This is a genomic window from Clostridium sp., from assembly GCF_051654825.1.
Taxonomy (GTDB): domain Bacteria; phylum Bacillota; class Clostridia; order Clostridiales; family Clostridiaceae; genus Clostridium.
The window spans coordinates 15251-41289 of record NZ_JBOFYU010000035.1 but is presented as its reverse complement, the minus strand read 5'-3'; the positions used below and the strand labels follow the sequence as shown (position 1 = coordinate 41289).

Sequence of the window (26039 nt, the reverse complement as noted above, 5' to 3'; positions counted from 1 at the left end):
AAAGCCTTACATTTTAATTTAATGTAAGGCTTTGAAAGCAATTGGGGGAAAGGGAAGTGAAAATAGATAAGGCATTAAAAAAGGAAAAAAGTCAGAAAAGGAGATTTTTCTTTATTATGTTAGGACTATTTATAATTCTTCCTTTAATTACTCTATTAGCAAACGTTAAATCAATATTTTTATGGAGTTATTTAGGTTTTATTGAATTATTAATAGTAATGGCTTGTATAAAGAAAGCGAATGAATATAAACTTAATTATAAAATTATTGATAGTAAGTTATCAGTTAAAAGTGGATTGTTTTCAAAAAATATTTTTGTCCTTTGTGAAAGAGTAGCATTAGTACATACAGAAGGAAAAAAACAAAAAGTGCAGATAGTAGTTATTACTGAAAGCAAAAAGAAAAGTAGAAATTTAAAACCTGTAACTAAGGGATTTTTAAGTAGATATAATGAACTTTCAGAGGACTATTATAGACTAAAGAGGGTAAACCCTGAAGGACAGTACTATTTTAGAATTATTGGATATGGAGATTTGAAAAAATACGAGCTATTAGATCTAATTTATAAAAACTGTGTTAAGGCAACATATACCTCAAGTGCTATAGAAAGTATAAAGTTAGCTAGAGGATATGAGGAAATCTAGAAGAAGGAAGGTAGGACTTTTGGAAACAAAGGTAGCTGTTATTAATGATTTAGAAAAAGATATTGTACATATAAAAAATGCAGGTGAGATAATAAAAAGTGGAGGAATAGTAGCATTTCCAACAGAAACTGTATATGGACTAGGAGCTAATGCTTTAAATGATGAGGCTGTATCTAAAATATTTAAGGCAAAGGGAAGACCACAAGATAATCCTTTAATTATACATGTATCATCAATGGAAATTGATGATTTTGTATATGATGTATCAGATGTTGCAAAAGAATTAATGAACAAATTTTGGCCAGGGCCATTAACAGTAATATTAAAGAAAAAGGATATAATTCCAGATACAACTAGTGCTGGATTAGATACAATAGGAATAAGAATGCCTAATAACGAAATAGCATTAAGGCTTATCGAAAGTTCGGGTTGTCCTATAGCGGCACCATCAGCAAATATATCAGGAAGACCAAGTCCCACTGAATTAGAAAGATGTGTTGAGGATTTATCAGGAAAAGTTGATTATATTATAGGTGGAGAAAAAAGTGATATTGGAGTAGAATCAACAATAGTTGATTGTACTGTTAATCCTCCATTAGTATTAAGACCTGGCGGAATAACATTAGAGATGCTTAGAGAGATTCATCAAGGCATAAGTATAGATAAGGCTATAATGGAAAAACCTAGTGAAAAGTTAAAGCCGAAAGCGCCTGGAATGAAATATAGGCATTATGCACCAAAAGCAACTTTAAAAATAATAAATGGAAATAATGAAAAAACTATTGAAAAAATTAATGAAATGGTACACAATTATATAGAATGTGGCAAAGATGTTGCTATTTTATCTACAGATGAAAATAGCAATAATTTTAAATGCAATAAGATTATATCTTTAGGGAGTAAAGATAATCTAAACGAAGTTGCACAAAACCTTTTCGAATCATTAAGAAAATGTGATGATTTAAATGTTGATATAATATTATGTCAAGGTTTTGAGCAAAATGGAGTAGGTATTGCTATAATGAATAGACTTAATAAGGCAGCTGGATTTGATATAATAGAAGTTTAGCATAATGGGAGGAAGGGGGTAACTCTTTCTCTTTTTTTATAAAAATTAACTAGGTAGGAGGAAAGAAGATTATGAAAATAGCTTTAGGTTCAGATCATGGGGGAATTGATTTAAAAAATGAAATTAAATCATACCTAGAAAATGAAGGATATGAAGTAAAAGATTTTGGTACATATAGTAAGGATTCTTGTGACTATCCAGATTATGCGTTACCTGTAGCAGAATCAGTAGCATCAAAGGAATTTGAATTTGGGATACTAGTTTGTGGAACTGGAATAGGAATAAGTATTGCAGCAAATAAAGTTCCAGGTGTAAGAGCAGCTTTATGCTCAGATACATTTAGTGCACATGCAACAAGAGAGCATAATAATGCAAACATTTTAGCTTTAGGTCAAAGAGTTGTTGGAGCTGGATTAGCATTAGATATAGTTAAAACATTTTTAAATTCTAATTTTGAAGGTGATAGACATCAAGCAAGATTAGATAAGATAACAGCAATTGAAAATAAATATAGCAAATAATATCTTTTAGGAGGAATATAATAATGAGTAAAGTTACACAAATCAATCACCCGTTAATATTACATAAACTAGCATTTATAAGAAGTAAGGATACAGGGTCAAAGGATTTTAGAGAATTAGTTGAAGAAGTATCAATGCTTATGGCTTATGAAGTAACTAGAGATTTAAGCACAGAAGAAGTTGAAATAGAAACACCTATATGCAAAACAAAGTGCAAGATGTTAGCAGGAAAGAAAATGGCTATAGTTCCTATATTAAGAGCAGGTTTAGGAATGGTTGATGGTATGCTTAAGTTAATACCAGCAGCTAAGGTAGGTCATATAGGGTTATATAGAGATGAAGAAACTTTACAACCAGTAGAATATTTCTGTAAAATGCCTCAAGACATAGCTGAGAGAGATATAATAGTAGTAGATCCAATGCTAGCAACTGGAGGATCAGCTGCAGATGCTATAACTATGCTTAAGAAAAGAGGAGCTAAAAATTTAAAACTTATGTGTTTAATTTCATCACCAGAAGGAATTGAATTAGTGCAAAAAGCACATCCTGATGTTGACATATATGTAGCAGGAATAGATGAAAAATTAAATGAACACGGATATATTGTGCCAGGTTTAGGAGATGCTGGAGACAGACTATTTGGAACAAAGTAATAAATAAAGTGGCATTTGCCACTTTTTTTATTATTTAAAGTTTTAATAAATAGAAATGTAAATATATTTTAATAATGTTGGGGTGTTAAAGTGGAAAGAAGAGATAAGCATAATTATTATCTAGATATTGCAGAAACAGTTTTAGAAAGAGGAACTTGTTTAAGAAGAAATTATGGATCAATAATTGTAAAAAATGATGAAATAATATCAACTGGATATACAGGAGCACCAAGGGGAAGAAAAAACTGTATTGATATAAAAACATGTATAAGAGAAAAATTAAATGTACCAAGGGGAACTCACTATGAATTATGTAGAAGTGTTCATAGTGAAGCTAATGCAATAATAAGTGCATCAAGAAGAGATATGATAGGAGCTACATTATATTTAGTTGGTAAAGATTCTAAAACAAAAGAATATGTATTAAATGCTAATTCTTGTTCTATGTGTAAAAGAATGATAATAAATGCTGGAATAAAAGAAGTAGTTATAAGAGATAGTAAGGATATAAATAGATCTATATTAGTTGAGAATTGGATAGATGAAGATGATAGCTTGGCTATGAAATTAGAATTAGGATATTAAACATGGAGGGAATAAATATGAAAAAGAAAAAGGTAATAACAATATTTGGAACTAGACCGGAAGCTATAAAAATGGCTCCATTAGTAAAGGAACTTGAAAAAAGAGAGGGAATTGAATCAAAGGTATGTGTTACAGCGCAACATAGAGAGATGTTAGACCAAGTTCTTGAATTTTTCGAAATAAAACCTGAATTTGACTTAAATATAATGAAAACAAAACAAACTTTAACTGGTGTAACAAATAGAGTTTTAGAAGGTTTAGAAGAAGTATTTATAAATGAAAAACCAGACATGATATTAGTTCATGGAGATACAACAACAACTTTTTCAGGAGCATTAGCAGCATTCTATCAACAAATAAGAGTTGGTCATGTTGAAGCAGGGTTAAGAACATTTGATAAATATTTCCCATTCCCAGAGGAAATGAATAGAAAGTTAACTGGAGCGTTAGCGGATTTACATTTTGCACCTACGAAGGGATCAAAAAATAATTTATTAAGAGAAGGAATAAATGAAAGTGATGTATATATAACAGGAAACACTGTAATAGATGCAATGCTCCATACGGTAAAAGAAAATTACGTATTTGAAAATGAAAAGTTAAATAATATAGATTTTGAAAATAAAAAAGTAATAATGATAACTGCTCATAGAAGAGAAAACTGGGGAGAAGGAATAGATAATATTTGTGCTGCTTTAAATAAAATTGTTGAAGAAAATTCAGATGTTGAATTAGTTTATTTAGTTCACTTAAATCCTGTAGTTAAAGATGTAGTTGAGGAGAAGCTAGGAGGAAAGGAAAGAGTTCATTTATTACCTCCATTAGATACTAAAGAAACACATAATTTAATGAATAAGTCATTTATGGTTATGACAGATTCAGGTGGATTACAAGAGGAAGCACCACATTTAGGAAAACCAGTATTAGTTCTTAGAGATGTTACTGAAAGACCAGAAGCGGTAGCTTATGGAACAGTAAAGTTAGTTGGAACAGATGTTAATAAAATTATTTCTGAAGCAAACACACTTTTAAAGAATGAAGAAGCTTACAATGAAATGAGCAAGGCTGTTAACCCTTATGGAGATGGTTTAGCATCTCAAAGAATAGTAGATGCTATTGAAAAATATTTTGGTATAAGAGAAGAAGAAATAATGGAATTTGACAGATAAAAATGGAAATAAATTTAATTATTTATTGATTATGGGAATAAAAGTGGTATAATTGAATTATGTTAATTGTTTAACAAATCTGACGATTCTAACGATGAGATTAGGAGGGTATTTGAGAATGAGAGAAGTAGTAATTGTAAGTGCAGTAAGAACACCAATTGGTGCGTTTGGAGGATCATTAAAGGATGTATCAGCAGCTGATTTAGGTGCTCTTGTAATTAAAGAAGCTATAACTAGAGCTGGTGTTAAGGGTGAACTAGTTGATGAAGTAGTTATGGGAAATGTTATCCAAGCAGGACTTGGTCAAAATGTTGCTAGACAAGCTTGTGTTAAAGCAGGATTACCTGTTGAAGTTCCAGCAATGACAATAAATAAAGTTTGTGGATCAGGATTAAGAACAGTAGCTTTAGCAGCTCAAATGATTAAAGCTGGTGATGCTGATGTAGTAGTTGCAGGTGGAATGGAAAACATGTCACAAGCACCATATCTATTAAAGACTTCAAGATGGGGTCAAAGAATGGGCGATGGAAAAATGGTAGATTCAATGATAAATGATGCTTTATGGGATGCATTCAATAACTATCACATGGGAGTTACTGCTGAAAATATAGCAAAAGAATGGAATTTAACTAGAGAAGAGCAAGATGAATTTGCTGTTCAATCACAAGTAAAAGCTGAAGCGGCTATAAAAGAAGGAAAATTCAAAGATGAAATAGTTCCTGTAGTTATTCCGCAAAGAAAAGGGGAACCAAAAGTATTTGATACTGATGAGTATCCAAGATTTGGTGCTACAATGGAAGGTATGGCTAAATTAAGACCTGCTTTCGCAAAAGATGGAACTGTAACTGCTGGTAATGCATCAGGAATTAATGATGGAGCAGCTGCATTTGTAGTTATGAGTGCTGAAAAAGCAGCAGAATTAGGATTAACTCCTTTAGCAAAGATCCTTTCATATGGACAAAAAGGATTAGAACCATCAATAATGGGATATGGTCCATTCCATGCTACTAAAAAGGCATTAGAAGTTGCAAACATAACTATTGATAACTTAGATTTAATAGAAGCTAATGAAGCTTTTGCAGCTCAAAGTTTAGCTGTAGCTAAAGATTTAAACTTTGATATGAGCAAAGTAAATGTAAATGGTGGAGCTATAGCACTTGGACATCCGGTTGGAGCTTCAGGAGGAAGAATATTAGTAACATTATTACATGAAATGAAAAGAAGAGATGCTAAAACAGGATTAGCTACTTTATGTATAGGTGGCGGAATGGGAACAGCTCTTATAGTTGAAAGATAATATTAATCATAAATATATATAGTTTATTTTCATATAGTATAGTGGGTTGTTGTAATATATGTTAAAATAATACTATATATAGAATTGATATATATATAAATAATGTGAGTATGTGTCAGCAAAAAAGACCTCTATTTTAAAATAGAGGTCTTTTTTATTAAGATGTTGATATATACACATAAAAAGGTAAGAAATATTGCATTAAATACTATGAATATTACCTAATATAATATCGTAAAACATATATATATGAATTATTTAGAAAAATAGAGTTCATTAATAATAAAAAAATAAAATACTTGAATAAAATCAAAAAAATAATGAATAATATAAAATAAAATTATTCATTACTAATTTTGGTAATATAAAAAAAAGCAATAATAATAACTAAACATGCAATGAAAATGTTATCAAGAGGTTATTGGAAATATTAAATATTCAGAAAATTCAATCAAATGAATAGGCTTGTCCTATTTTACCTATAAATTTAGAAATATAAATTATAATGTTAATTATATGAGCAAAGTAAATATAAATTAAAATAATGAGCCTATTTAGTATCTCATAGTAAAATTTGGATTTATATAATGTTTTTATTAATTATTCTTCGGGACTATAATTACAAGAGTTAGTTGGAGGTAAGATAATATGAGTAAGGAAATGAATAAATTTATTATAGCAGTGTTAAAATATGAATTAGTAGGAACTATCATTTTTTCACTTATATTATCAATACTAGTAGATATAAATTTTTCGCTAATAACTGTATATGGATTAGCAATTAGTTTTTTAAATTTTGTATCAAATTCACTAATAACTGAATATGTATTAAAGAAGAAAAAAAAAGGGATTTTTTATCCAATGACTTATTTTATAAGAATTTTAATTACAGTTGTACTAGCAATTCCTATAATTTTTAGTTTAAAAACAGTGATAGCTTTTATTCTAGGATATGTAAGTCATTTTGTTTTTTTAACATTGTATTGGATAAAAAGTCAGAAGGGAAGTGGTTAGATGGAGCCATTGAAACCTATAATATCTTTTGCTATAGGTCCAGTAAGTTTGGATATAACTCCAGACATGGTGGTTCAATGGGTAATTATTATCTTAATTGCTATTTTAGCATGGTGGGCAACTAGGGATTTAAAAGTAAAACCTGGTAAAAAGCAAGCCGCAGTAGAAACTATATACACATCAATAAAAAGTGTTGTAGATAATAATGTTGGTGAAGAATATAGTGATATTATACCTTTTGTAGGTTGTTTAGGAATTTATATTCTTTTAATGAACTTAGTGGGGTTAGTTGGAGTCATTCCCCCAACAAAGAACTTTAGTGTAACTTTAGGAATGGCTATAATAAGTTTTGTAGCAGTTAATGGATATGCAATAAGAAAGCATGGTATGGGAGGATATATAAAGGGATATGCTCAACCGATACCAGTAATGTTACCTATTAATCTATTAGAAAGAATAATGTTGCCAGTATCTTTATCACTAAGATTATTTGGTAATGTATTAGCAGCAACCTTCATAATAGAACTAGTTTATGAAAACTTGCATAAATTAGCTTTTATAGCTCAGGTAGGATTGCCTGTACCACTCCATGCGTATTTTGACATATTTGATGGAGTAATACAAATGGTTATTTTTGTAATGTTAACAATGATAAATATTAAAATAGTTTCAGAACATTAATTTTTAGGAGGATTTTAAAATGACAGATATAGGAATTAGAGCAATTGCAGCAAGCATTGCAGTATTAGTAGGATTAGGAGCAGGAATAGGAATAGGAAGCGCAACAGGAAAGGCTGTAGAAGGTATTTCAAGAAATCCAGAAACAAGCGGGAAAATTACTACTACATTAATAATTGGAGCAGGGTTTGCTGAAGCAACTGCAATTTACGGATTATTAATTTCAATACTTCTAATATTTGTTGGAGTAAAATAATAGAAATTATTAACTCCAGAAGGGAGGTATAAATATATAATGGAAATGAATCCAAGTGTAATTATAGCTACCATAATTAACTTTATAATATTATTAGCTATATTAAAGCATTTTTTCTTTAATAAAGTTAAAGCTATAATTAGTGAAAGAGAAGAAATTATAAATGAAAAATTAGATAATGCCGATGAAGAATTTGAAAAAGCTAGAATAATAGCTATAGAAAATGAGAGATCATTAAAAAGTGCAAAAGAAGACGGTAGAAAAATAATAGAGGAACATAAGAGAAAAGCAGAAGTTACTTACGAAGAAATAGTTAGTGAAGCACATAAGGAAGCAAAAATTATTTTAGAAAGAGCTAAGATAGATATTGCTAGAGAAAAAGAAAAAGTAGAATTCCAATTAAAACAACAAGCTATAGAATTAGCGCTTGAACTTTCTAAAAAGGTTATAGAAAAAAATATAGATGAAGAAAAAAATAGAGAGTTAATTGGTGATTTTATTACTAAGGTAGGTAATTAAGCATGTATGAATACTTAGATAGGAGATATGCTTTAGCATTATATGAAGTTGCTCAAGAAAAAGGTAAGGTAGATCAATATATACAAGACCTTGAGGAGATTTGCAGCATAATTGATAACAATAAGGAATTCCATGAGGTAATTAGACATCCGCAAATAAGTACTAAAAAGAAGAAAAAAACTTTTATAAATATTTTTAAGGGTCATATAGATGAAGAATTATTATCATTTTTATTGATTCTTATTGAAAAAGATAGAATATTATACTTAAGAGAAAAGCTAAATGAAATGAAGAAAATTGATTTAGAGCATAAGAATACTGTAAGAGGAGTAGTTAAAACTACCATAAAACTTACAGATGATGAATTTAATCAATTAGTAACTAAATTAGAAAATAAGTATAACAAAAAGATTATTTTAGATCAGATTATAGATCAGAGTATTTTAGGTGGAATATATGTAAGAGTTGGAAATGATGTTATTGATGGTACTGTAAAATCTAAATTAGATGAGTTAAAAGATTTAATGTTAAGCGCAGAATAGAGGTGAAATCATGAATATTAAGCCTGAAGAAATAACTTCCATAATAAAGAAGGAAATCGAAAGATATGAAAAAGAAATTAAAACAGTTGATTCAGGAACAATAATACAAATTGGTGATGGTATTGCTAGAGTTTATGGTTTAGATGATTGTATGCAAGGGGAATTATTAGAATTCCCTAATGATGTATATGGTATGGCTTTAAATTTAGAGCAAGATAATGTTGGATGTGTTCTTTTAGGACCTGAAGAAGGAATAAAAGAAGGTGACATAGTTAAAAGAACAAATAAAATTGTAGAAGTGCCTGTAGGTGAAGACTTATTAGGAAGAGTAGTAAACTCTTTAGGGGAACCTATAGATGGTAAAGGGCCTATCAATTATAGTGGGTATAGACCAATAGAGGTTGCAGCACCTAGTATTATTGATAGAAGTTCAGTAAATGAACCATTACAAACAGGTATAAAGGCTATAGACTCAATGATTCCAATAGGAAAGGGTCAGAGAGAACTTATTATAGGAGATAGACAAACAGGGAAAACAGCTTTAACGATAGATACTATATTAAACCAAAAAGGAAAAGATGTTATTTGTGTTTATGTAGCTATTGGACAAAAGCAATCTACTGTTGTAAATATAGTTAATACTCTTGAAGAAATGGGAGCTTTAGATTATTCAATCATAGTTAGTGGTACAGCTTCTGAATCAGCTCCATTACAATATTTAGCACCATATGCTGGATGTAGTATGGCAGAATATTTTATGCATCAAGGTAAAGATGTATTAATTATATATGATGATTTATCTAAGCATGCTGTTGCTTATAGAACTATGTCATTACTTTTAAGAAGACCACCAGGAAGAGAGGCATATCCTGGAGATGTATTCTATATACATTCAAGGTTATTAGAAAGAGCGGCTAAGCTTTCAAAGGAAAATGGTGGAGGGTCACTTACTGCTTTACCTATAATTGAAACTCTTGCAGGCGATGTTACAGCATATATACCAACGAATGTAATTTCTATTACAGATGGACAAATATTCTTAGAGGCAGATTTATTCCATTCAGGTCAAAGACCAGCAGTTAATGCAGGGATATCTGTATCAAGAGTTGGAGGTAATGCACAGATTAAGGCTATGAAACAAGTATCAGGAACTTTAAGACTTGAACTTGCGCAATATAGAGAATTAGCTGCATTCTCACAATTCGGATCAGATTTAGATAAGGACTCTAAGAAGAGATTAGATAAAGGAAAGAGATTAGTTGAGGTTTTAAAACAAGATCAATATAATCCAATGCCTGTAGAAAAACAAATAGTTATATTATATGCAACTGTTAATGACTTTTTATCAGATATAAAAATATCAGATGTAAGAAGATTTGAGAGTGAACTTCTAGAATATGTAGATACTCATCATAGAGATGTTTTAAAACAAATAGTAGAAGGAAAAGTTCTTACAGATGAGATTAAAGCTGAATTAGATAAAACTATATTAGAATTTAAGAAAGTATTTTTACAAGATGCATAGCTTACTTAAAAGCTATGCAATTCTTTAGGAGGTGGAAGTATGGGTTCAGCAGGACTTATTGAAATAAAAAGAAGAATAAAGTCAGTTGAAAGTACAAGAAAAATAACGAAAGCTATGAATCTTGTAGCCACTTCTAAACTTAGAAAAGCAAGAAAAGAGCTTGTTGCTAATGAAAGATATTTCGATGTATGCCAGCAAATAATAGATGAATTGATGGCAGTTATACCAGATGACTTTGAGAGTCAATTTTTTAACAACGAGGTTAAGACTTCGGATAAACTTTATATTGTAATTGCATCAGATACAGGTCTTTGTGGTGGATTTAATGGTAATATAGCGAGTAGTTTAAATACTATGATAGAAAATAAAGGCACTGCAAAGGTTGTAGTAGCGGGTGCTAAAGGAATTTCATATATGAAAAAATATGGATTCACAACAGTAGGAGAGTATATAGAAATACCTGATATACCTACTGTTAAAGAAGTAAAGTCAATATATCAAGATGCTTTATATAGGTTTAAAAAAGGAGAAGTTTGTGAGGTTAATGTTGTGTTTACTGAATTTATTTCTCCTATAAAACAAGAGGTGAAAATTGAAAGGCTATTTCCAATAGATAAGAGTAATACGCCTAAGTCAGATATGTTAATTGAACCAAATGTAAGTGAAGTTTTGAATTCAAGTTTAGATGTGTATTTTAAAAGTAAGCTAAGAAGAGCTATTTTACATTCCAAGGTTAGTGAGCAAAATGCTAGAATGACAGCTATGGATGGAGCTACTAGAAACGCGAATGATATATTAAAAGACCTAAACATTAAGTTTAATAGAATTAGACAAAGTATGATAACTCAAGAGATATCAGAAATTGTAGGAGGAGCAGAAGCTCAAAAATAACAAGGAGGTAGCGCAATGCCTGAAAGAGTAGGAAAAGTAGTTCAAGTTATAGGACCTGTAGTTGATATAAAATTTGATTCTGATGCATTGCCTAATATCTATAATGAAATTAGAATAGATATGGGTAAACACACATTAGTAGTTGAAGCAGAACAACATCTAGGAGATGATATTGTAAGAACAATTGCTATGGAATCTACTGATGGATTAAAAAGAGGAATGAAAGCTATAGACATGGAAAGATGTATTTCTGTGCCAGTTGGTAGAGAAGTACTAGGAAGAGTTTTCAATGTTCTTGGAAATCCTATAGATAACGAAGGTGATGTTGATATAAAACAGGTTTACCCAATTCATAGACCTGCACCAAGTTTTAAAGAGCAATCATTAGAACCGGAAATGTTTGAAACTGGTATAAAGGTAATAGATTTATTAGCACCATATCAGAGAGGTGGAAAAATAGGTCTATTTGGTGGAGCTGGTGTTGGAAAGACGGTTCTTATACAAGAGCTTATTAACAACATAGCAAAACAACATGGAGGATTATCTGTATTTACAGGGGTTGGAGAAAGATCAAGAGAAGGTAATGATTTATACTATGAAATGAAAGAATCTGGAGTAATAGATAAAACAGCTTTAGTATTTGGTCAAATGAATGAATCACCAGGAGCTAGAATGAGAGTATCATTAACAGGCTTAACTATGGCTGAATATTTCAGAGATCAAGGTCAAGATGTTCTTTTATTCATTGATAATATATTTAGATTTACTCAAGCAGGATCAGAAGTATCAGCTTTATTAGGAAGAATACCATCAGCTGTTGGTTATCAGCCAACACTTGCAACGGAAATGGGAGCACTTCAAGAAAGAATTACTTCTACTAAAAATGGTTCAATAACATCTGTTCAAGCAGTATATGTTCCAGCAGATGACCTTACTGACCCAGCTCCAGCAACTACATTTACACATCTTGATGCTACCACTGTATTATCAAGAGGAATTGCAGAATTAGGTATATATCCAGCTGTAGATCCTTTAGAATCTACATCTAGAATACTAGATCCTAGAATCGTTGGTAAAGAACATTATCAAGTTGCAACAGATGTTAAAAATATCTTAGAAAGATATAAAGAATTACAAGATATTATCGCTATTCTTGGTGTAGATGAATTATCAGATGAAGATAAAAAAGTTGTAGCAAGAGCAAGAAGAGTTCAAAGATTCTTATCACAACCATTTACTGTAGCAGAGCAATTTATAGGAATAAAGGGTAAATATGTTCCAATTAAAGAAACAGTAAAAGGATTTAAAGATATATTAGATGGTAAATATGATGATTTACCAGAATCAGCATTTTTATTTGTAGGAAGTGTTGAAGAAGCTGTAGAAAAAGCAAAGACTTTATAATGGAGGGTGTAACCTATTATGAGTAAAAGTTTAAAATTAGAAATAATTACACCAGGAAAAGACCCAATAGAAAAGTCAATTGAAGCTATAAGAATAAAAACTACTAATGGTGAAGTAGAAATTAGATCAAATCATACTGCCATTATTATAAGCACTATTCCAGCACCAACTATAATTACTAATGAAGATGGAAGTAAAGAAAGAGTTTTTACTTCAGCGGGAGTAGTTTATGTTAAAAATAATGAAGTGAAATTCTGTTGTGATGCAATGGAAAATTCTTCAGATATTGATAAAACAAGAGCGGAAGATGCTTTAAAAAGAGCTGAAAAGAGACTTTCAGAATCAAAGGATATAGATGTGGAAAGAGCAAAGATGGCATTGGCAAGAGCAAATGCTAGAATTGAAACAATAAGCATAAATCAATAAAGTATAAAGAAGTAATTCTATCTAATTTAGAATTGCTTCTTTTTTTATTTATATAATTCATAAATATATGACAATGAATCACAAATTTCTACTAAATTTATATAGTATACTATGTAGCTAATTTTTTTTGAATAATATTAGAATAATGGGACAATAATCTAAAGGAAAGGTGGGAGTTTTATGAGAAGGATTATATTCATCATACTAGCAATTTTTTCTTTAGTGTTTATTGGAGCAACTCCAAATTTATTAGGGGATACAGATAAATGTTTTAACGAAATAGAGAATGAAGTAACTAAAAGTTATGAATTTGTTCAAAATGGAGTTAAGATGGAGTATTATTGTGAGAATTCTTTTGAAGATGAACAAGATAGGTTGGTTAATCTATTAGATGATAGATTAGCTAATTTAGATATTTCTAAAAATAAAATAATGTATAAGGATTCAAATATGGAGTTAAATGTATCTATTTGGTATGAAAAAGATAAGACTAAGGTGCAAGTTATATATTTAAATAATGAATCAGGTATTACTTCAAAAGAGTTAAAAAAAGATTTAGCTAAATTACAAAATAAAAGATCAAAGGATTTATTATACTATAGTTTTATTAAAGGAAAAGTAATAAACAAAAACTCAAAAGATGTACAAGACGTAATACAAAAGAATTTAAAGAACAATACATTAACCTCTCTAAATATCCATAATGGCTATATAGCGAAGGCAAATTTAAGTGATGATAAAAAAATTAACATTGGATATATGAAATACGATACAGGAGAATATCTTATTGTTGGAACTCCAATGATATTCATAACATACTAATAATTCATTATGGAGGATAATATGGAAAAAATTATAGTTAAAGGTGGAAGAAGCTTAAAGGGTGAAGTGGATATTAGTTTAGCAAAAAATTCTGTTTTGCCTATTATTGTGGCAAGTATTTTGAATCCTAATAAATTGACAATAAAAAATGCACCTTTGCTTGAGGATGTTACAGTATTAGTAAATTTACTTGGAGAATTAAATTGTGATGTTAGCTTTTGTAAAGAAAGCGGAGATTTACAAATTAATACTCAAAATTTAAAGCAGATGGATGCTAACAGTGAATTAATTAGAAAGATGAGAGCATCATTTTTAATAATGGGGCCAATGCTTTCTAGATATGGAAAGTGCAAGATATCATTACCTGGAGGATGTAATATAGGAAGCAGACCTATAGATCTTCATTTAAAGGGATTTAAATTATTAGGTGCTGATATAGAAATAGGACATGGTTTTGTAGAAGCTAAGTCAAAAGGTTTAGTAGGAAATAGGATATATTTAGATTTTCCTTCTGTTGGTGCTACAGAAAACTTATTAATGGCATCAGTATTGGCTAAAGGCACAACTGTAATTGAAAATGCAGCAGAAGAACCAGAAATATGGGATTTAGCTAATTTTTTAAATAGTATGGGAGCACAAATAGACGGTGCTGGAATGGGGAGAATTACTATACAAGGAGTTGAATCATTAAAAGGTATAGAGTACAAACCTATATATGATAGAATTGAAGCAGGGACATTTATGGTTGCTGCAGCAATAACAAATAGCATAATTACTATAAATGGTGTAAATGAAGAACATTTAAGGCCTACAATAGAAAAATTAAAGGAATGTGGCGTTAAGTTTAATGTAGATGGAGAAAAGATGATTGTAGATGGTAGAGGAATAAAGAAACCTGTAGATATAAAAACTTTACCATACCCAGGATTTCCAACAGATATGCAACCTCAAATGATGAGTTTATTATCTTTAATAGAGGGATCTAGTGTTATAACAGAAACTGTGTTTGAAAATAGATTTATGCATGTTGCAGAGCTTGTTAGAATGGGAGCAAATATTAAAATAGACGGAAGAACAGCGATAATAGATGGAGTAAAAAACTTAACAGGATGCGATGTAAAAGCAACAGATTTAAGAGCAGGAGCAGCAATGATTTTAGCAGGATTAGTAGCTAAAGGAGAAACAGAAATAGGTGAGTTATATCATATAGATAGAGGCTATACTAATATAGAAGATAAATTTAGAAAATTAGGTGCTGATATATATAGAATTGAAAATTAATATTTATAATATTGTGTATTAATTTCAATAAAAGGCTTAGATTTTATCTAAGCCTTTTATTGAAATTAATGTTAACATAAAAAATCTAAAATAAAGTATATTTTGAATAAGTAAACATATATTAAAATGTACAAGCTTAAAAGGAGGAGCACTATGAAAGCAAGAAGGAATGTACTTGAAGAATTATGTTTACTTTTAAGTATTAGTGTGTTGGTATTATTTTTTATGGTATCAATACCTATGATGATTATTAATTCTTCTACAGAGAATAATGAGAGTATTGACGTAGCAAAAGAGCCTGAGGTAACAACAGAAGATTCAGAAGAAGCTGAAGAAACATTTATTGAAATAAAATCAAATGAAACAGTGAAAGTATTAATTACAGCTGAAGATAAGGTTGTTGAAGTACCTATGGAAGAATATATAATGAGTGTTGTATCAGGGGAAATGCCAGTTAGCTTTGAATTAGAGGCATTAAAGGCACAATCTATATCTGCAAGAACGTATTTATCTAGTAAGAAGATAAAGCCTTGTAATGTTGCAAATGAAAAAGGAGCAGAAATATGTGATACAACTCATTGTCAAGTTTATATAGGTAAAGAAGAGCGATTAGCTAAGTGGACAGAGAAGGATGCAAATAGCAATTGGAGTAAAATTGAAGAGGCTGTTAATACTACAAAGGGAAAGGTATTAACTTATCAAAAGGAATTAGTTATGTATCCTCAATTTTTCTCAACTAGTTCAGGTAAAACTGAAAATGCTGTAGATGTTTTTTCGAATGAAGTTCCATACTTGGTATCAAAGGAAAGCAAGGGGGAAGAAGTTGCACCTAAATATACTAGTGAGCTACCTATACCTATAGATGAATTTATTAATAGCGTAAATTCAAGTTATCCTAATGCAAATTTATCAAAGGATAGTTTATCATCAAACATTGAAATCGTAGAAAGAAGTGAATCAGGTGGAGTTAAGAAAATAAGATTAGGAAAAGAGACAATTAAAGGAACTGATTTTAGATACTTAATAAAGTTAAATTCAACTAATTTTGAATATACGATAACTGATTCGGATATTATTTTTAAATGTAAGGGGTATGGACATGGTGTTGGAATGAGTCAATGGGGCGCTAATGTTATGGCTAAAGAAGGAAAAGGTTATGAGGAGATATTAACTCATTATTATACAGGAGTAAAAATAAAGGATTTAAAGTTTAGTAGTAATAACTAAATAAGTAAGACATAGAGAGAATATAATAAGTTTTAAATTAAAAGTCTATAGGGAAACCTATAGACTTTTTCTATTATTGCAATATATGTAGAAATTTAGGGTAAATAAATAATTTCATAAATGTATTAATTTAGAAGAACGGGCAAGAATACAAAAAGGAGGTGTTGATTATGGACCAAAATAAGAAAAACAAGGTAAAAGACTTTTTCAGAAAGGAGGGCTTTTATTTAATTCTATTCATTTGCTTATGTGTAGTAGCAACTATTGCAGTTGTAACAACAAAAAATAATAACACAAAGGAGCAAGCTAATAATCCAGAAAAGGAATTCACTTTAAATGTGGATGAAAAAAATACTTCAGAGGCTCAAAAACAAAATGCAGATAGAGTTCAAGGTGAAGTAGAAGAAGAAGTTGCACAAGCAGAAGTAGAAGAGGAAGTGGCAACAGAAACAGCAACTGAAGATGAGGTGGCTGTAGAAGAAGATGTTAATGTTGCAGCAGGAACAACTACTGAAGTTAAGTTTATTAACCCTGTAGACGGTGAAATAAGCAGAGTGTATTCATATCCTCAACCAAAAGAAATGAAAGATGGAACAAGAAGGAATATTAGAGGAATAGATATTGGAGCTAAAGTCGGAACAGAAGTAAAGGCAGCAGCTGTTGGAGAAGTAAAAGAAGTTTCCAACAAATCTGAAGAAGGTAATTACGTAGTAATAGCTCATGCTAATGGAATAAATACAAAGTATTGTAACTTAAGTGATGAGATATTAGTAAAGGTTGGAGATAAAGTAACAGAGGAAACTGTTATAGGAGCTGTAGGAAATAGTTCAAAAATATTCTCTAACAAAGAATTCGGTGAACATATGAATTTACAAGTTCAAGATTCTAATGGTAAAGATTTAGATCCAACAACTTATTTTACTTATAAAGTAAAAGAATAATTTAATTTCACCAGCTATACATAAGTATAGCTGGTGAATAAAAAAGTATATTTTATAAAAAACTAGGAATATTAATTAATATGTAATTTAAGGAGGGAGTATTTTGAAAGATTATATTGAAGAGAGAGTATTAGAGGTAGCTCAATACATAATAGATTCTCAAGATACAATAAGAAAAACTGCAAAGGTATTTGGTGTAAGTAAAAGTACAATTCATAAGGACATGACTGAAAGATTGCCTAAAATTAACCCTGTTATAGCAGAACAAACACATTCAATATTAGAATTGAATAAGGCTGAAAGGCATATCAGAGGTGGAAAAGCTACCAAGTTAAAATATAAGGCTGTTGATTAAAAGTTTGTTATGGTAAATATTGAATCATTATCATATTCCATATATAATTAAATAATATAAAGAAATTTGTAAAATTTCGTAAGTGTATTAATAATTAAGTAGGAGTGAAGGGAATGTGGTTTTGGAGAAAAGGAACTGACCTAGGTATAGATTTAGGAACAGCCACTGTTTTAGTTTATGCTAAGGGGAAGGGAATAATATTAAAAGAACCTTCAGTTGTTGCTATAAATAAAAGTACAAATAAGGTACTTGCAGTAGGTGAAGAAGCAAGAAAAATGATAGGAAGAACACCTGGAAATATTGTAGCTGTTCGTCCATTAAGAGATGGAGTTATATCAGATTATGATGTAACAGAAAAAATGTTAAAAGAATTTATAAAAAAGGCATATGGTAGAGGAAAGATAACAGCACCAAAGGTAATGGTATGTGTTCCATCACAAGCTACTGAAGTTGAAAAAAGAGCTGTAATGGATGCAACAAAAAATTCTGGTGCAAAGGAAGTTCATCTTATAGAAGAGCCTTTAGCAGCAGCAATAGGATCAGGATTAGACATTACAAAACCTAATGGAACTATGGTTGTTGATATTGGTGGAGGAACTACTGACATAGCAGTTATATCATTAGGAGGAATCGTTGTTAGATCCTCAATAAAGGTTGCTGGAGATACATTTGATGAAGCAATAATTAGGTACATAAGAAATCAATATAAGATAATGATTGGTGAAAAAACAGCAGAAGATTTAAAGATAGAAGTTGGTTCTGCATTTGCAGGAGCTAGAGAAACTTCATCAACAATGAAGGGAAGAAATCTAGTAACTGGTTTACCAGATCAAATTTCTGTAACTAGTGATGAAATTAGCGAAGCTCTTAAGGAATCTGTAAGTCTAATTGTGGACAGTGTAAAAACTATACTTGAAAAAACACCACCAGAATTAGCAGCTGATATAATAGAGAAGGGAATCCTTATGACTGGAGGAGGAGCTTTATTATTTGGATTAGATAAGCTTATAGAGAAAGAAACTGGAGTATCTGTAACTATAGCGCACAATTCTGTAGAAGCAGTAGCAGAAGGAACAGGATATGTGTTAAGTTATTTAGATAAATTAGATTCTGTATTAATTGGACAAGAAATAACATTAATTGATTAATATTATATTAAATAGATAAAAGGTATAGGCTATTATAGTCTATACCTTTTTGTTGTTAAATTTAAGTATTATTTAAACTATACAAATAATAAGTATGAATTAAACTATCAGTGATTACTTTTGCCATTTGCATAACTAAATCAAGTCGTATACTCCTAGATGTGAAGAGTTCAGAGTTATTACTAGAATCTATTATTCCTATAATAGAAGCAAGTCCAACATCAGGAAGGGTTTTACCAACTCCTTTTCCAGGATGTATAGGATAGTTTCTAGAATGAATTTCACCTATAGCTTTTTGATCTCCAAGGCATGCATCTATACCTATAATAGATGCACTAGGATGTGAATTTTTAATTTCTTCAAGTTTTTTTTCTATATTTAAAGCATGAATGGGTTCTTGAATAGTTCCATAAACGGGAAGTGGGAAATGTTTTTCTTTTAAGTATGTTCCAACTAATGGACCTAAACAATCTCCAATACATTTATCTGTTCCAATACAAACTATAACAGTACTACTATTTAAGTAGTCTTTCATAAAATTAGCTATTTCATAGTACGCAAGTGAAGATTTATAATAAGTTTTCAATTTCTCCAAGCAATTCACCTCCTAGTATAGATATATATGATTAAAAATAAATAAATATAATAAAAATATTATTTATGTATAAAAAAAAAATTTTAGGGAATTATTTTAGACCTAAGGAGTGAATAAAAATGAAAAGAATATTAGTTACTATATTAGGATTTATTTTTGGAGCAAGTTTACCTATATATGCAATGTTTTTTTGGGAGCCTAATGATGATTTAGAAGTGTTAGAAGAAGTGGGAGATTATGCAGAAGAATATAGTATAGATGTGGATGATAGTAGTGTTGATGTAATTAGTAGTGTAAACTTCTTTAAAGTTAATCCAGAGGAAATAAATAAATCCATGACTAAAGAAGAAATAGAAGAGTTAAAATCAATAATAAAAAAGCTTTCTGCAATAGATATAATGAAAATAGATGAGAGTTTAGAAAAAAATGATGTATTAACACATACAGAATTCGTTATTAGAACTGTAAAAACTAGATTAAGTGATAGTGATTATGAGAATTTCGAGAAAATACTAGATAGATATATAGATTTTTCATTGTTAAATGAAGAAGTTTAAAAAAACATATTGCTTAATAATAGTTAGAAAAAAAGAGAAAATAAAAGAATATAAAAAGTAATTTATCTAAATGAGTGAATTTGGAAGTTGAAAAAAAGTTGGTATAAATATATACTAATCATTGTCAGCCGGACAGATACATAAGTTTCGGTTGGTAAATTAAAAGTTAATTAAGTTTAAATGGGGGAGTTCCCGAGTGGCCAAAGGGGGCAGACTGTAAATCTGTTACGTTTCGTTTCGATGGTTCGAATCCGTCCTCCCCCACCATTAAAACTTAAGAATATGCTGGCATGGCTCAACGGTAGAGCAGCTGACTTGTAATCAGCAGGTTGTAGGTTCGATTCCTATTGCCAGCTCCAATATAAAATGGGGGAGTTCCCGAGTGGCCAAAGGGGGCAGACTGTAAATCTGTTACGTTTCGTTTCGATGGTTCGAATCCGTCCTCCCCCACCATTTTATAAATTTAAGGGCGCATAGCTCAGCTGGGAGAGCATCTGCCTTACAAGCAGAGGGTCACAGGTTCGATCCCTGTTGTGCCCACCACTTAAATAATTAAAAGCAAATAATATGCTGGCATGGCTCAACGGTAGAGCAGCTGACTTGTAATCAGCAGGTTGTAGGTTCGATTCCTATTGCCAGCTCCAATAATGGGGGAGTTCCCGAGTGGCCAAAGGGGGCAGACTGTAAATCTGTTACGTTTCGTTTCGATGGTTCGAATCCGTCCTCCCCCACCATTAAAAAGCAAGATAATATCTTGCTTTTTTGTTTTATAAAATTTTTTGAGTTTAATAATTTGTAAAAAATTGTAATTATATAATATTAGAAGCAATTTTAGATGAAAAATATAAATCATTAAAGGTGAAGATTATAATTAAAAATGATTATTTATTAATATAAAGTATAAAAATATACTTGACCATATATTTAAAAGATGATATAATTCAAAACGTAAAATTTGATATTAGTTCTTATCCAGAGAGGTGGAGGGAAAGGGCCCTATGAAACCCGGCAACCTGTGAATATCACAAAGGTGCCAATTCCAGCAAATTATATTTGCAAGATAAGAAAAGTATGACTTATAGTAGGTCTCTTCTTATCGAAGAGACCTTTTTTATTTACATAATAGTTAGAAAAATAAAAAAATTAATATAGAATTAATATCAAATAAATTGAAAGGAGATTATATAGTATGAGAAGATTATTTACATCAGAATCAGTTACAGAAGGGCATCCAGATAAAATTTGTGACCAAATTTCAGATGCAGTTTTAGACAGTATTTTAGCAAAGGATTCAAATGCAAGAGTAGCTTGTGAAACAGCAGTTACAACAGGAATGGTATTAGTAATGGGGGAAATATCAACAAACTGTTACGTAGATATTCCAAAGGTTGTAAGAGAAACAATAAAGAACATTGGATATGATAGAGCAAAGTTTGGATTTGACTGTGACACATGTTCAGTATTAACATCAATAGATGAACAATCATCAGATATTGCTATGGGTGTTGATGAAGCTTTAGAATCAAGAGAAGGTCAAAAAGATGATGTTGAAGCTGTAGGGGCAGGGGACCAAGGGATGATGTTTGGTTTTGCAACTAATGAAACAGAAGAATTTATGCCATTACCAATAGCTATGGCTCATAGATTATCAAGAAGATTATCAGAAGTTAGAAAAAATGGAACTTTACCATATTTAAGACCAGATGGAAAAACACAAGTTACAGTTGAATATGAAGATAATAAAGCAATTAGAATAGATGCTATAGTAATATCAACTCAACATGGTGAAGAAGTTACTCAAGAACAAATAAGAGAAGACTTAATGGAACATGTAATAAAGGCTGTAGTTCCAGCAGAATTATTAGATGAGCAAACAAAGTATTATATAAATCCAACAGGAAGATTTGTTGTGGGGGGACCACAAGGAGATTCAGGATTAACAGGAAGAAAGATAATAGTTGATACTTATGGTGGATATGGAAGACACGGTGGTGGTGCTTTCTCAGGAAAAGATCCAACAAAAGTAGATAGATCAGCAGCATATGCAGCTAGATGGGTAGCTAAAAACTTAGTAGCAGCAGGAGTTGCAGATAAGTTAGAAATACAACTAGCTTATGCTATAGGTGTTGCTAAGCCTGTATCAATAGAAGTAGAAACTTTTGGTACTGGTAAAATTACAGAAGAAGAAATAGTATCAGTAGTTGAAAAAGCTTTCGACTTAAGACCGGGAGCTATAATAAGAGATTTAGAATTAAGAAGACCAATATACAAGCAAACAGCTGCATATGGTCACTTTGGAAGAAATGACTTAAATCTACCTTGGGAACAATTAAATAAAGTAGAAGAAATTAAGAAGTATCTTTAATTAAAATAAAGAGGTTAGCATTAGGCTAGCCTCTTTTAATTTTTAAATATTAAGCATTGTGAACTAATTTACCGTTAACAATTACTTTTTTAACATTAATGTCTTCATCGAATAATACTAAATCAGCATCATATCCTTCTTTAATAAGGCCTTTTCTATCTTCAACCTTACAGTGTCTAGCTCCGTTGAATGTAGCCATTTTAACAACTTCATGTAATGGGTATCCTACATTTTTGAAGACGTTTCTGATTGCCTTATCTAAAGTTAATACTGAACCAGCTAAGCTACCAGTAGTTAATCTAGCAGCACCTTCAGATACAACAACATCTTGCCCACCTAATGAATACATACCATCAGGCATTCCACAAGCCATCATAGCATCTGTTACTAATAACACTTTATCAGTAGTTTTTTGATTATAAGCTATTCTTAATGATGGGTATGATATATGTATACCATCAGAAATAGTTTCAGTAGTTATTTCACTATCAAAAATTGCTCCTACAACACCAGCTTCTCTATGAGCAAATGGAGTCATTGCATTAAATAAGTGAGTTGAATGTGAACATCCACATTTAATACCATCCATAGCTTCTTCATAAGTAGCTTTAGTATGTCCCATTGAACATACAACTCCTTTATTAGAAAGGTATGATATTAATTCTTTTGCACCAGGTACTTCAGGAGCAACTGTTATAGAAACAACAGCATCTTCAGCATCTCCAACCATTTCGTTGTAGTTTTCTACAGTTGGTGGAATTAAATAATTTGGGTTTTGAGCTCCAATAGCACTAGGACTGATAAAAGGTCCTTCTAAGTGAGCACCAAGAACGTTTGCACCATCAGTACCATTTTCTTTACAAGTTTTGATGGCTTCCATGGATTTTCTAATAGCTTCCTTTGAAACTGTCATTGTAGTTGGTGTAAATGATGTAGTTCCATGTTTAACTATAGCTTTAGATATTTCATTAATAGCTTCAACAGTTCCATCCATTGTGTCATGTCCACCAGCACCATGTATATGAACATCTATAAATCCTGGAGAAAGGTAAAGACCTTCACCGTCTATAATACAATCTGAAGATGTTTCAGTAGGATTAATTTCTTTTATCTTACCGTTTTCTACTAAAACAGAACCGTTTTCAATTTTATCAAGGAATATAATATTACAGTTTTTAATTAACATAAATTTAGTCCTCCATTTTATTTTCTAATTTAGTTTTATTTTAAGATAATTTTTAAAATTTATATTATGCTATAATTATATAATAAAACTCGTAAGATTAAAATATTATTAGAAGATTTGGAGAGATAATATGGAAACTATAAATGGGATAGTAGAATCTATTGTATTTAAAAGTGATGACACAGGATATGTAGTATCTAAAATTATAGTTAATAAAGAAGTTATAAATGCAGTGGGAGTAGTGCCGTTTTTGAAAGAAGGGCAACATGTAAAGCTAAAGGGCCAATGGGTTCTTCATAAACAGTTTGGACGTCAATTCAATATAGAAGAATATGAAGAAGTTCTTCCTAATTCTATAGAGGGAATAGAGAAGTATTTAAGTACAGGTATAATTCATGGAATAGGACCTGTTACAGCTAAAAAGATAGTTGAAAAGTTTGGGGAAAATACATTAGACATATTAGATAACAATATAGAAAAACTTCAAGAGATAGAGGGCATCGGAGAAAAGAAGTTTGCTATAATATATGAATCATATATAGAGCAAAAAGATTTGAAAGATATAATGATATATTTTCAAGGTCATGGTATGACAACCAATCAGTGTATAAAAATATATAAAAAATATGGAGCTCAAGCTAGAAAAGTAGTTGAAGATAATCCTTATGTTTTGTGTGATGATATATCAGGAATTGGATTTATAACAGCAGATAGGATAGCAAAGAGTTTAGGAATAGAAAATACTTCTCAATTTAGAGTTCAAAGTGGAATAAGATATGTATTAAATCAGTTTTCATCATCAGGAAATACCTTTATGCCTAAGGAAAAATTAATAGTGGAAGTTTCGGATGTTTTAATGGTAAGCGCTAAATTAGTTGAGGAAAATATATATAATTCTGCGTTAGAAGGAAAAATTAAAATTGAAAAGATAGGAGAAATAGAAGGTGTATTTTTATTACCATACTATTACTGCGAGTTAGGTGTGACAAATAAGATAGTTACATTAAGTATAGAAAACTTTAGAACTATAAATTCTGATGTTGAATTTGAAATAGGTGCTTTTGAACAAAAAAACAAAATAAATTTTGCGCCATCTCAAAGAGAAGCTATTTTAGGTGCTTTTGAAAGTGGAATAGAGATAATCACCGGTGGTCCAGGGACAGGAAAGACAACTATAATAAAAGCCATAATAGAAATATATGAAAATAATGGAATGAAAGTGCTTTTAGCAGCACCTACAGGAAGAGCAGCTAAAAGAATGACTGAATCCACAGGAAGAGAAGCTAAAACTATACATAGATTATTAGAAATGGGTGTAAGTGAAGAAGAAAACTCATTTTTTGGTAAGGGAGAGTCATCACCATTAGAAGGAGATGTAGTTATAATTGATGAAGCATCTATGATAGATATAATGCTTATGCAAAACCTTTTAAAAGCAATAAAGCTTGGAACTAGGGTTATAATTGTTGGAGATGTTGATCAGCTTCCATCGGTTGGAGCAGGTAATGTTCTTAAGGATTTAATAGAAAGTAATTTTATTAAAGTGGTTAGGCTTAAGGATATTTTTAGGCAAGGAAAAGAGAGTATGATTGTAACAAATGCGCATAAGATAAATAATGGGGAAATGCCTGAATTAAATAAAAAGCAAGGTGATTTTTTCTTTGAGGTAAAGGAAGAATATGATTCTATAATATACACTGTAGTAGATTTAATTAATAGAAGGCTTCCTAAATTTAATAGCAAATGGGATAAACTAAAGGATATTCAAATTTTAACTCCAACTAGAAAAGGTGATCTAGGAGTACAAAATTTAAATAATAGGTTACAAGAAATATTAAACCCTGAATCTCCTACTAAAAAAGAAAAGAAGTTAAAGGAAATGATTTTTAGAGAAGGCGATAAGGTTATGCAAACTAAAAATAATTATTCGCTAAAGTGGTTAAGGATTAAGGGAAATGGAGAAAATGAAGGTGTAGGTGTATTTAATGGAGATATGGGCTTTATAGAAAGTATAAATGAATCAGAAAAAAACTTTACAGTAATCTTTGATGATGAAAGAAAGGTTGTTTATGATTATATATATTTAGATGAATTAGAATTAGCCTATGCAATAACTATTCATAAAAGCCAAGGAAGTGAATTTAAAGTAATAATTATGCCTGCATTTATGGGTTCACCATTTTTAATGAATAAAAATTTGTTATACACAGGAATAACTAGAGCAAAAGAGTTAGTGGTAGTTGTAGGAATTCCGAAGGCATTAAAATATATGGTATCTAATACTAGAAGTATGGATAGATATTCTTCTTTAAAGGATAGAATATTAGAGATTACATCGAATAATATTTTTAGCGAATAAACAAGGAGTG

27 protein-coding genes, 6 tRNA genes and 1 riboswitch are annotated in these 26039 nt (G+C 30.5%); of the genes, 31 read left to right on the top strand and 2 right to left on the bottom strand.

What is annotated here, in order from left to right; all coding sequences use genetic code 11:
* The first annotated feature begins 56 nt into the window (after positions 1-56).
* From ACRDBA_RS01845 to ACRDBA_RS01740, 22 genes are all read left to right on the top strand, one after another.
* Complete coding sequence (locus ACRDBA_RS01845; RefSeq protein ID WP_438571236.1) at positions 57-644, top strand: hypothetical protein; 588 nt, start codon at positions 57-59, stop codon at positions 642-644.
* Positions 645-663: 19 nt separating this feature from the next.
* Positions 664-1713: an L-threonylcarbamoyladenylate synthase gene (locus tag ACRDBA_RS01840; protein WP_438571235.1), complete on the top strand. Its 1050-nt coding sequence runs from the start codon at positions 664-666 to the stop codon at positions 1711-1713.
* A gap of 71 nt (positions 1714-1784) precedes the next feature.
* Positions 1785-2234: a ribose 5-phosphate isomerase B gene (gene rpiB / locus ACRDBA_RS01835; RefSeq protein ID WP_438571234.1), complete on the top strand. Its 450-nt coding sequence runs from the start codon at positions 1785-1787 to the stop codon at positions 2232-2234.
* Positions 2235-2257: 23 nt separating this feature from the next.
* Entirely contained in the window at positions 2258-2887 is a 630-nt protein-coding gene (gene upp, locus ACRDBA_RS01830) for a uracil phosphoribosyltransferase (protein ID WP_438571233.1), read from the top strand.
* Between the two features lie 90 nt (positions 2888-2977).
* The gene (locus tag ACRDBA_RS01825) at positions 2978-3472 is read left to right on the top strand and encodes a deoxycytidylate deaminase (protein ID WP_438571232.1); all 495 of its coding nucleotides are present in this window, start codon (positions 2978-2980) and stop codon (positions 3470-3472) included.
* Positions 3473-3489: 17 nt separating this feature from the next.
* A complete protein-coding gene (wecB, locus tag ACRDBA_RS01820) occupies positions 3490-4641 on the top strand; it encodes a non-hydrolyzing UDP-N-acetylglucosamine 2-epimerase (RefSeq protein ID WP_438571231.1) in 1152 nt (383 codons plus the stop codon).
* Positions 4642-4759: 118 nt separating this feature from the next.
* Positions 4760-5938 carry an acetyl-CoA C-acetyltransferase gene (locus ACRDBA_RS01815; protein ID WP_438571230.1) on the top strand — a complete coding sequence of 393 codons (1179 nt, stop codon included), beginning with the start codon at positions 4760-4762 and terminating at the stop codon, positions 5936-5938.
* Positions 5939-6586: 648 nt separating this feature from the next.
* Positions 6587-6952, top strand: coding sequence for an ATP synthase subunit I (locus tag ACRDBA_RS01810; protein ID WP_438571229.1), 366 nt, complete (start codon positions 6587-6589; stop codon positions 6950-6952).
* Entirely contained in the window at positions 6953-7633 is a 681-nt protein-coding gene (locus ACRDBA_RS01805; protein WP_438571228.1) for a F0F1 ATP synthase subunit A, read from the top strand.
* 19 nt (positions 7634-7652) lie between these two features.
* Positions 7653-7886, top strand: a complete 234-nt coding sequence (gene atpE / locus ACRDBA_RS01800) for an ATP synthase F0 subunit C (protein WP_438571227.1) — start codon at positions 7653-7655, stop codon at positions 7884-7886.
* 39 nt (positions 7887-7925) lie between these two features.
* On the top strand, positions 7926-8405 hold the full coding sequence (locus ACRDBA_RS01795; protein WP_438571226.1) for a F0F1 ATP synthase subunit B: 480 nt from the start codon (positions 7926-7928) through the stop codon (positions 8403-8405).
* Between the two features lie 2 nt (positions 8406-8407).
* On the top strand, positions 8408-8947 hold the full coding sequence (locus ACRDBA_RS01790) for a F0F1 ATP synthase subunit delta (protein WP_438571225.1): 540 nt from the start codon (positions 8408-8410) through the stop codon (positions 8945-8947).
* 10 nt (positions 8948-8957) lie between these two features.
* The gene (atpA, locus tag ACRDBA_RS01785) at positions 8958-10472 is read left to right on the top strand and encodes a F0F1 ATP synthase subunit alpha (protein ID WP_438571224.1); all 1515 of its coding nucleotides are present in this window, start codon (positions 8958-8960) and stop codon (positions 10470-10472) included.
* A 39-nt stretch (positions 10473-10511) separates the two neighbouring features.
* Positions 10512-11363, top strand: coding sequence for an ATP synthase F1 subunit gamma (gene atpG, locus ACRDBA_RS01780; RefSeq protein ID WP_438571223.1), 852 nt, complete (start codon positions 10512-10514; stop codon positions 11361-11363).
* 15 nt (positions 11364-11378) lie between these two features.
* Complete coding sequence (gene atpD / locus ACRDBA_RS01775) at positions 11379-12767, top strand: F0F1 ATP synthase subunit beta (protein ID WP_438571222.1); 1389 nt, start codon at positions 11379-11381, stop codon at positions 12765-12767.
* A gap of 18 nt (positions 12768-12785) precedes the next feature.
* The gene (atpC, locus tag ACRDBA_RS01770) at positions 12786-13193 is read left to right on the top strand and encodes an ATP synthase F1 subunit epsilon (protein ID WP_438571221.1); all 408 of its coding nucleotides are present in this window, start codon (positions 12786-12788) and stop codon (positions 13191-13193) included.
* 180 nt (positions 13194-13373) lie between these two features.
* Entirely contained in the window at positions 13374-14015 is a 642-nt protein-coding gene (locus ACRDBA_RS01765) for a hypothetical protein (RefSeq protein WP_438571220.1), read from the top strand.
* Between the two features lie 21 nt (positions 14016-14036).
* Positions 14037-15296, top strand: a complete 1260-nt coding sequence (gene murA / locus ACRDBA_RS01760) for a UDP-N-acetylglucosamine 1-carboxyvinyltransferase (RefSeq protein WP_438571219.1) — start codon at positions 14037-14039, stop codon at positions 15294-15296.
* Positions 15297-15449: 153 nt separating this feature from the next.
* Positions 15450-16523, top strand: coding sequence for a stage II sporulation protein D (spoIID, locus tag ACRDBA_RS01755; RefSeq protein WP_438571218.1), 1074 nt, complete (start codon positions 15450-15452; stop codon positions 16521-16523).
* Between the two features lie 170 nt (positions 16524-16693).
* Positions 16694-17464: a peptidoglycan DD-metalloendopeptidase family protein gene (locus ACRDBA_RS01750; protein WP_438571217.1), complete on the top strand. Its 771-nt coding sequence runs from the start codon at positions 16694-16696 to the stop codon at positions 17462-17464.
* 103 nt (positions 17465-17567) lie between these two features.
* Complete coding sequence (gene spoIIID / locus ACRDBA_RS01745; RefSeq protein WP_438571216.1) at positions 17568-17819, top strand: sporulation transcriptional regulator SpoIIID; 252 nt, start codon at positions 17568-17570, stop codon at positions 17817-17819.
* Between the two features lie 113 nt (positions 17820-17932).
* Positions 17933-18967, top strand: a complete 1035-nt coding sequence (locus ACRDBA_RS01740) for a rod shape-determining protein (RefSeq protein WP_438571215.1) — start codon at positions 17933-17935, stop codon at positions 18965-18967.
* A gap of 61 nt (positions 18968-19028) precedes the next feature.
* Here the strand turns inward: ACRDBA_RS01740 and yyaC are convergent, their stop codons facing one another.
* Positions 19029-19562 carry a spore protease YyaC gene (yyaC, locus tag ACRDBA_RS01735; RefSeq protein ID WP_438571214.1) on the bottom strand — a complete coding sequence of 178 codons (534 nt, stop codon included), beginning with the start codon at positions 19560-19562 and terminating at the stop codon, positions 19029-19031.
* 119 nt (positions 19563-19681) lie between these two features.
* Between yyaC and ACRDBA_RS01730 the strand changes: the two genes are divergently transcribed.
* From ACRDBA_RS01730 to metK, 8 genes are all read left to right on the top strand, one after another.
* A complete protein-coding gene (locus ACRDBA_RS01730; protein WP_438571213.1) occupies positions 19682-20119 on the top strand; it encodes a hypothetical protein in 438 nt (145 codons plus the stop codon).
* A 182-nt stretch (positions 20120-20301) separates the two neighbouring features.
* Positions 20302-20386 (top strand) — tRNA-Tyr (locus ACRDBA_RS01725).
* Positions 20387-20403: 17 nt separating this feature from the next.
* Positions 20404-20478, top strand: a tRNA-Thr gene (locus ACRDBA_RS01720).
* A 9-nt stretch (positions 20479-20487) separates the two neighbouring features.
* Positions 20488-20572: transfer RNA gene (locus ACRDBA_RS01715), tRNA-Tyr, on the top strand.
* 14 nt (positions 20573-20586) lie between these two features.
* Positions 20587-20662, top strand: a tRNA-Val gene (locus ACRDBA_RS01710).
* 26 nt (positions 20663-20688) lie between these two features.
* Positions 20689-20763 (top strand) — tRNA-Thr (locus ACRDBA_RS01705).
* A 5-nt stretch (positions 20764-20768) separates the two neighbouring features.
* Positions 20769-20853 (top strand) — tRNA-Tyr (locus ACRDBA_RS01700).
* A 231-nt stretch (positions 20854-21084) separates the two neighbouring features.
* Positions 21085-21186, top strand: a riboswitch (SAM riboswitch).
* A 122-nt stretch (positions 21187-21308) separates the two neighbouring features.
* Positions 21309-22484 (top strand): methionine adenosyltransferase, encoded by a 1176-nt coding sequence (gene metK / locus ACRDBA_RS01695; protein ID WP_438571212.1) that lies wholly within the window; start codon positions 21309-21311, stop codon positions 22482-22484.
* Positions 22485-22533: 49 nt separating this feature from the next.
* Here the strand turns inward: metK and nagA are convergent, their stop codons facing one another.
* Positions 22534-23670 carry an N-acetylglucosamine-6-phosphate deacetylase gene (gene nagA / locus ACRDBA_RS01690; RefSeq protein ID WP_438571211.1) on the bottom strand — a complete coding sequence of 379 codons (1137 nt, stop codon included), beginning with the start codon at positions 23668-23670 and terminating at the stop codon, positions 22534-22536.
* A 130-nt stretch (positions 23671-23800) separates the two neighbouring features.
* On the opposite strand from nagA, the gene recD2 reads away from it, so the two are divergent.
* Positions 23801-26029 (top strand): SF1B family DNA helicase RecD2, encoded by a 2229-nt coding sequence (gene recD2, locus ACRDBA_RS01685; RefSeq protein ID WP_438571210.1) that lies wholly within the window; start codon positions 23801-23803, stop codon positions 26027-26029.
* The last annotated feature ends 10 nt before the right edge of the window (positions 26030-26039 follow it).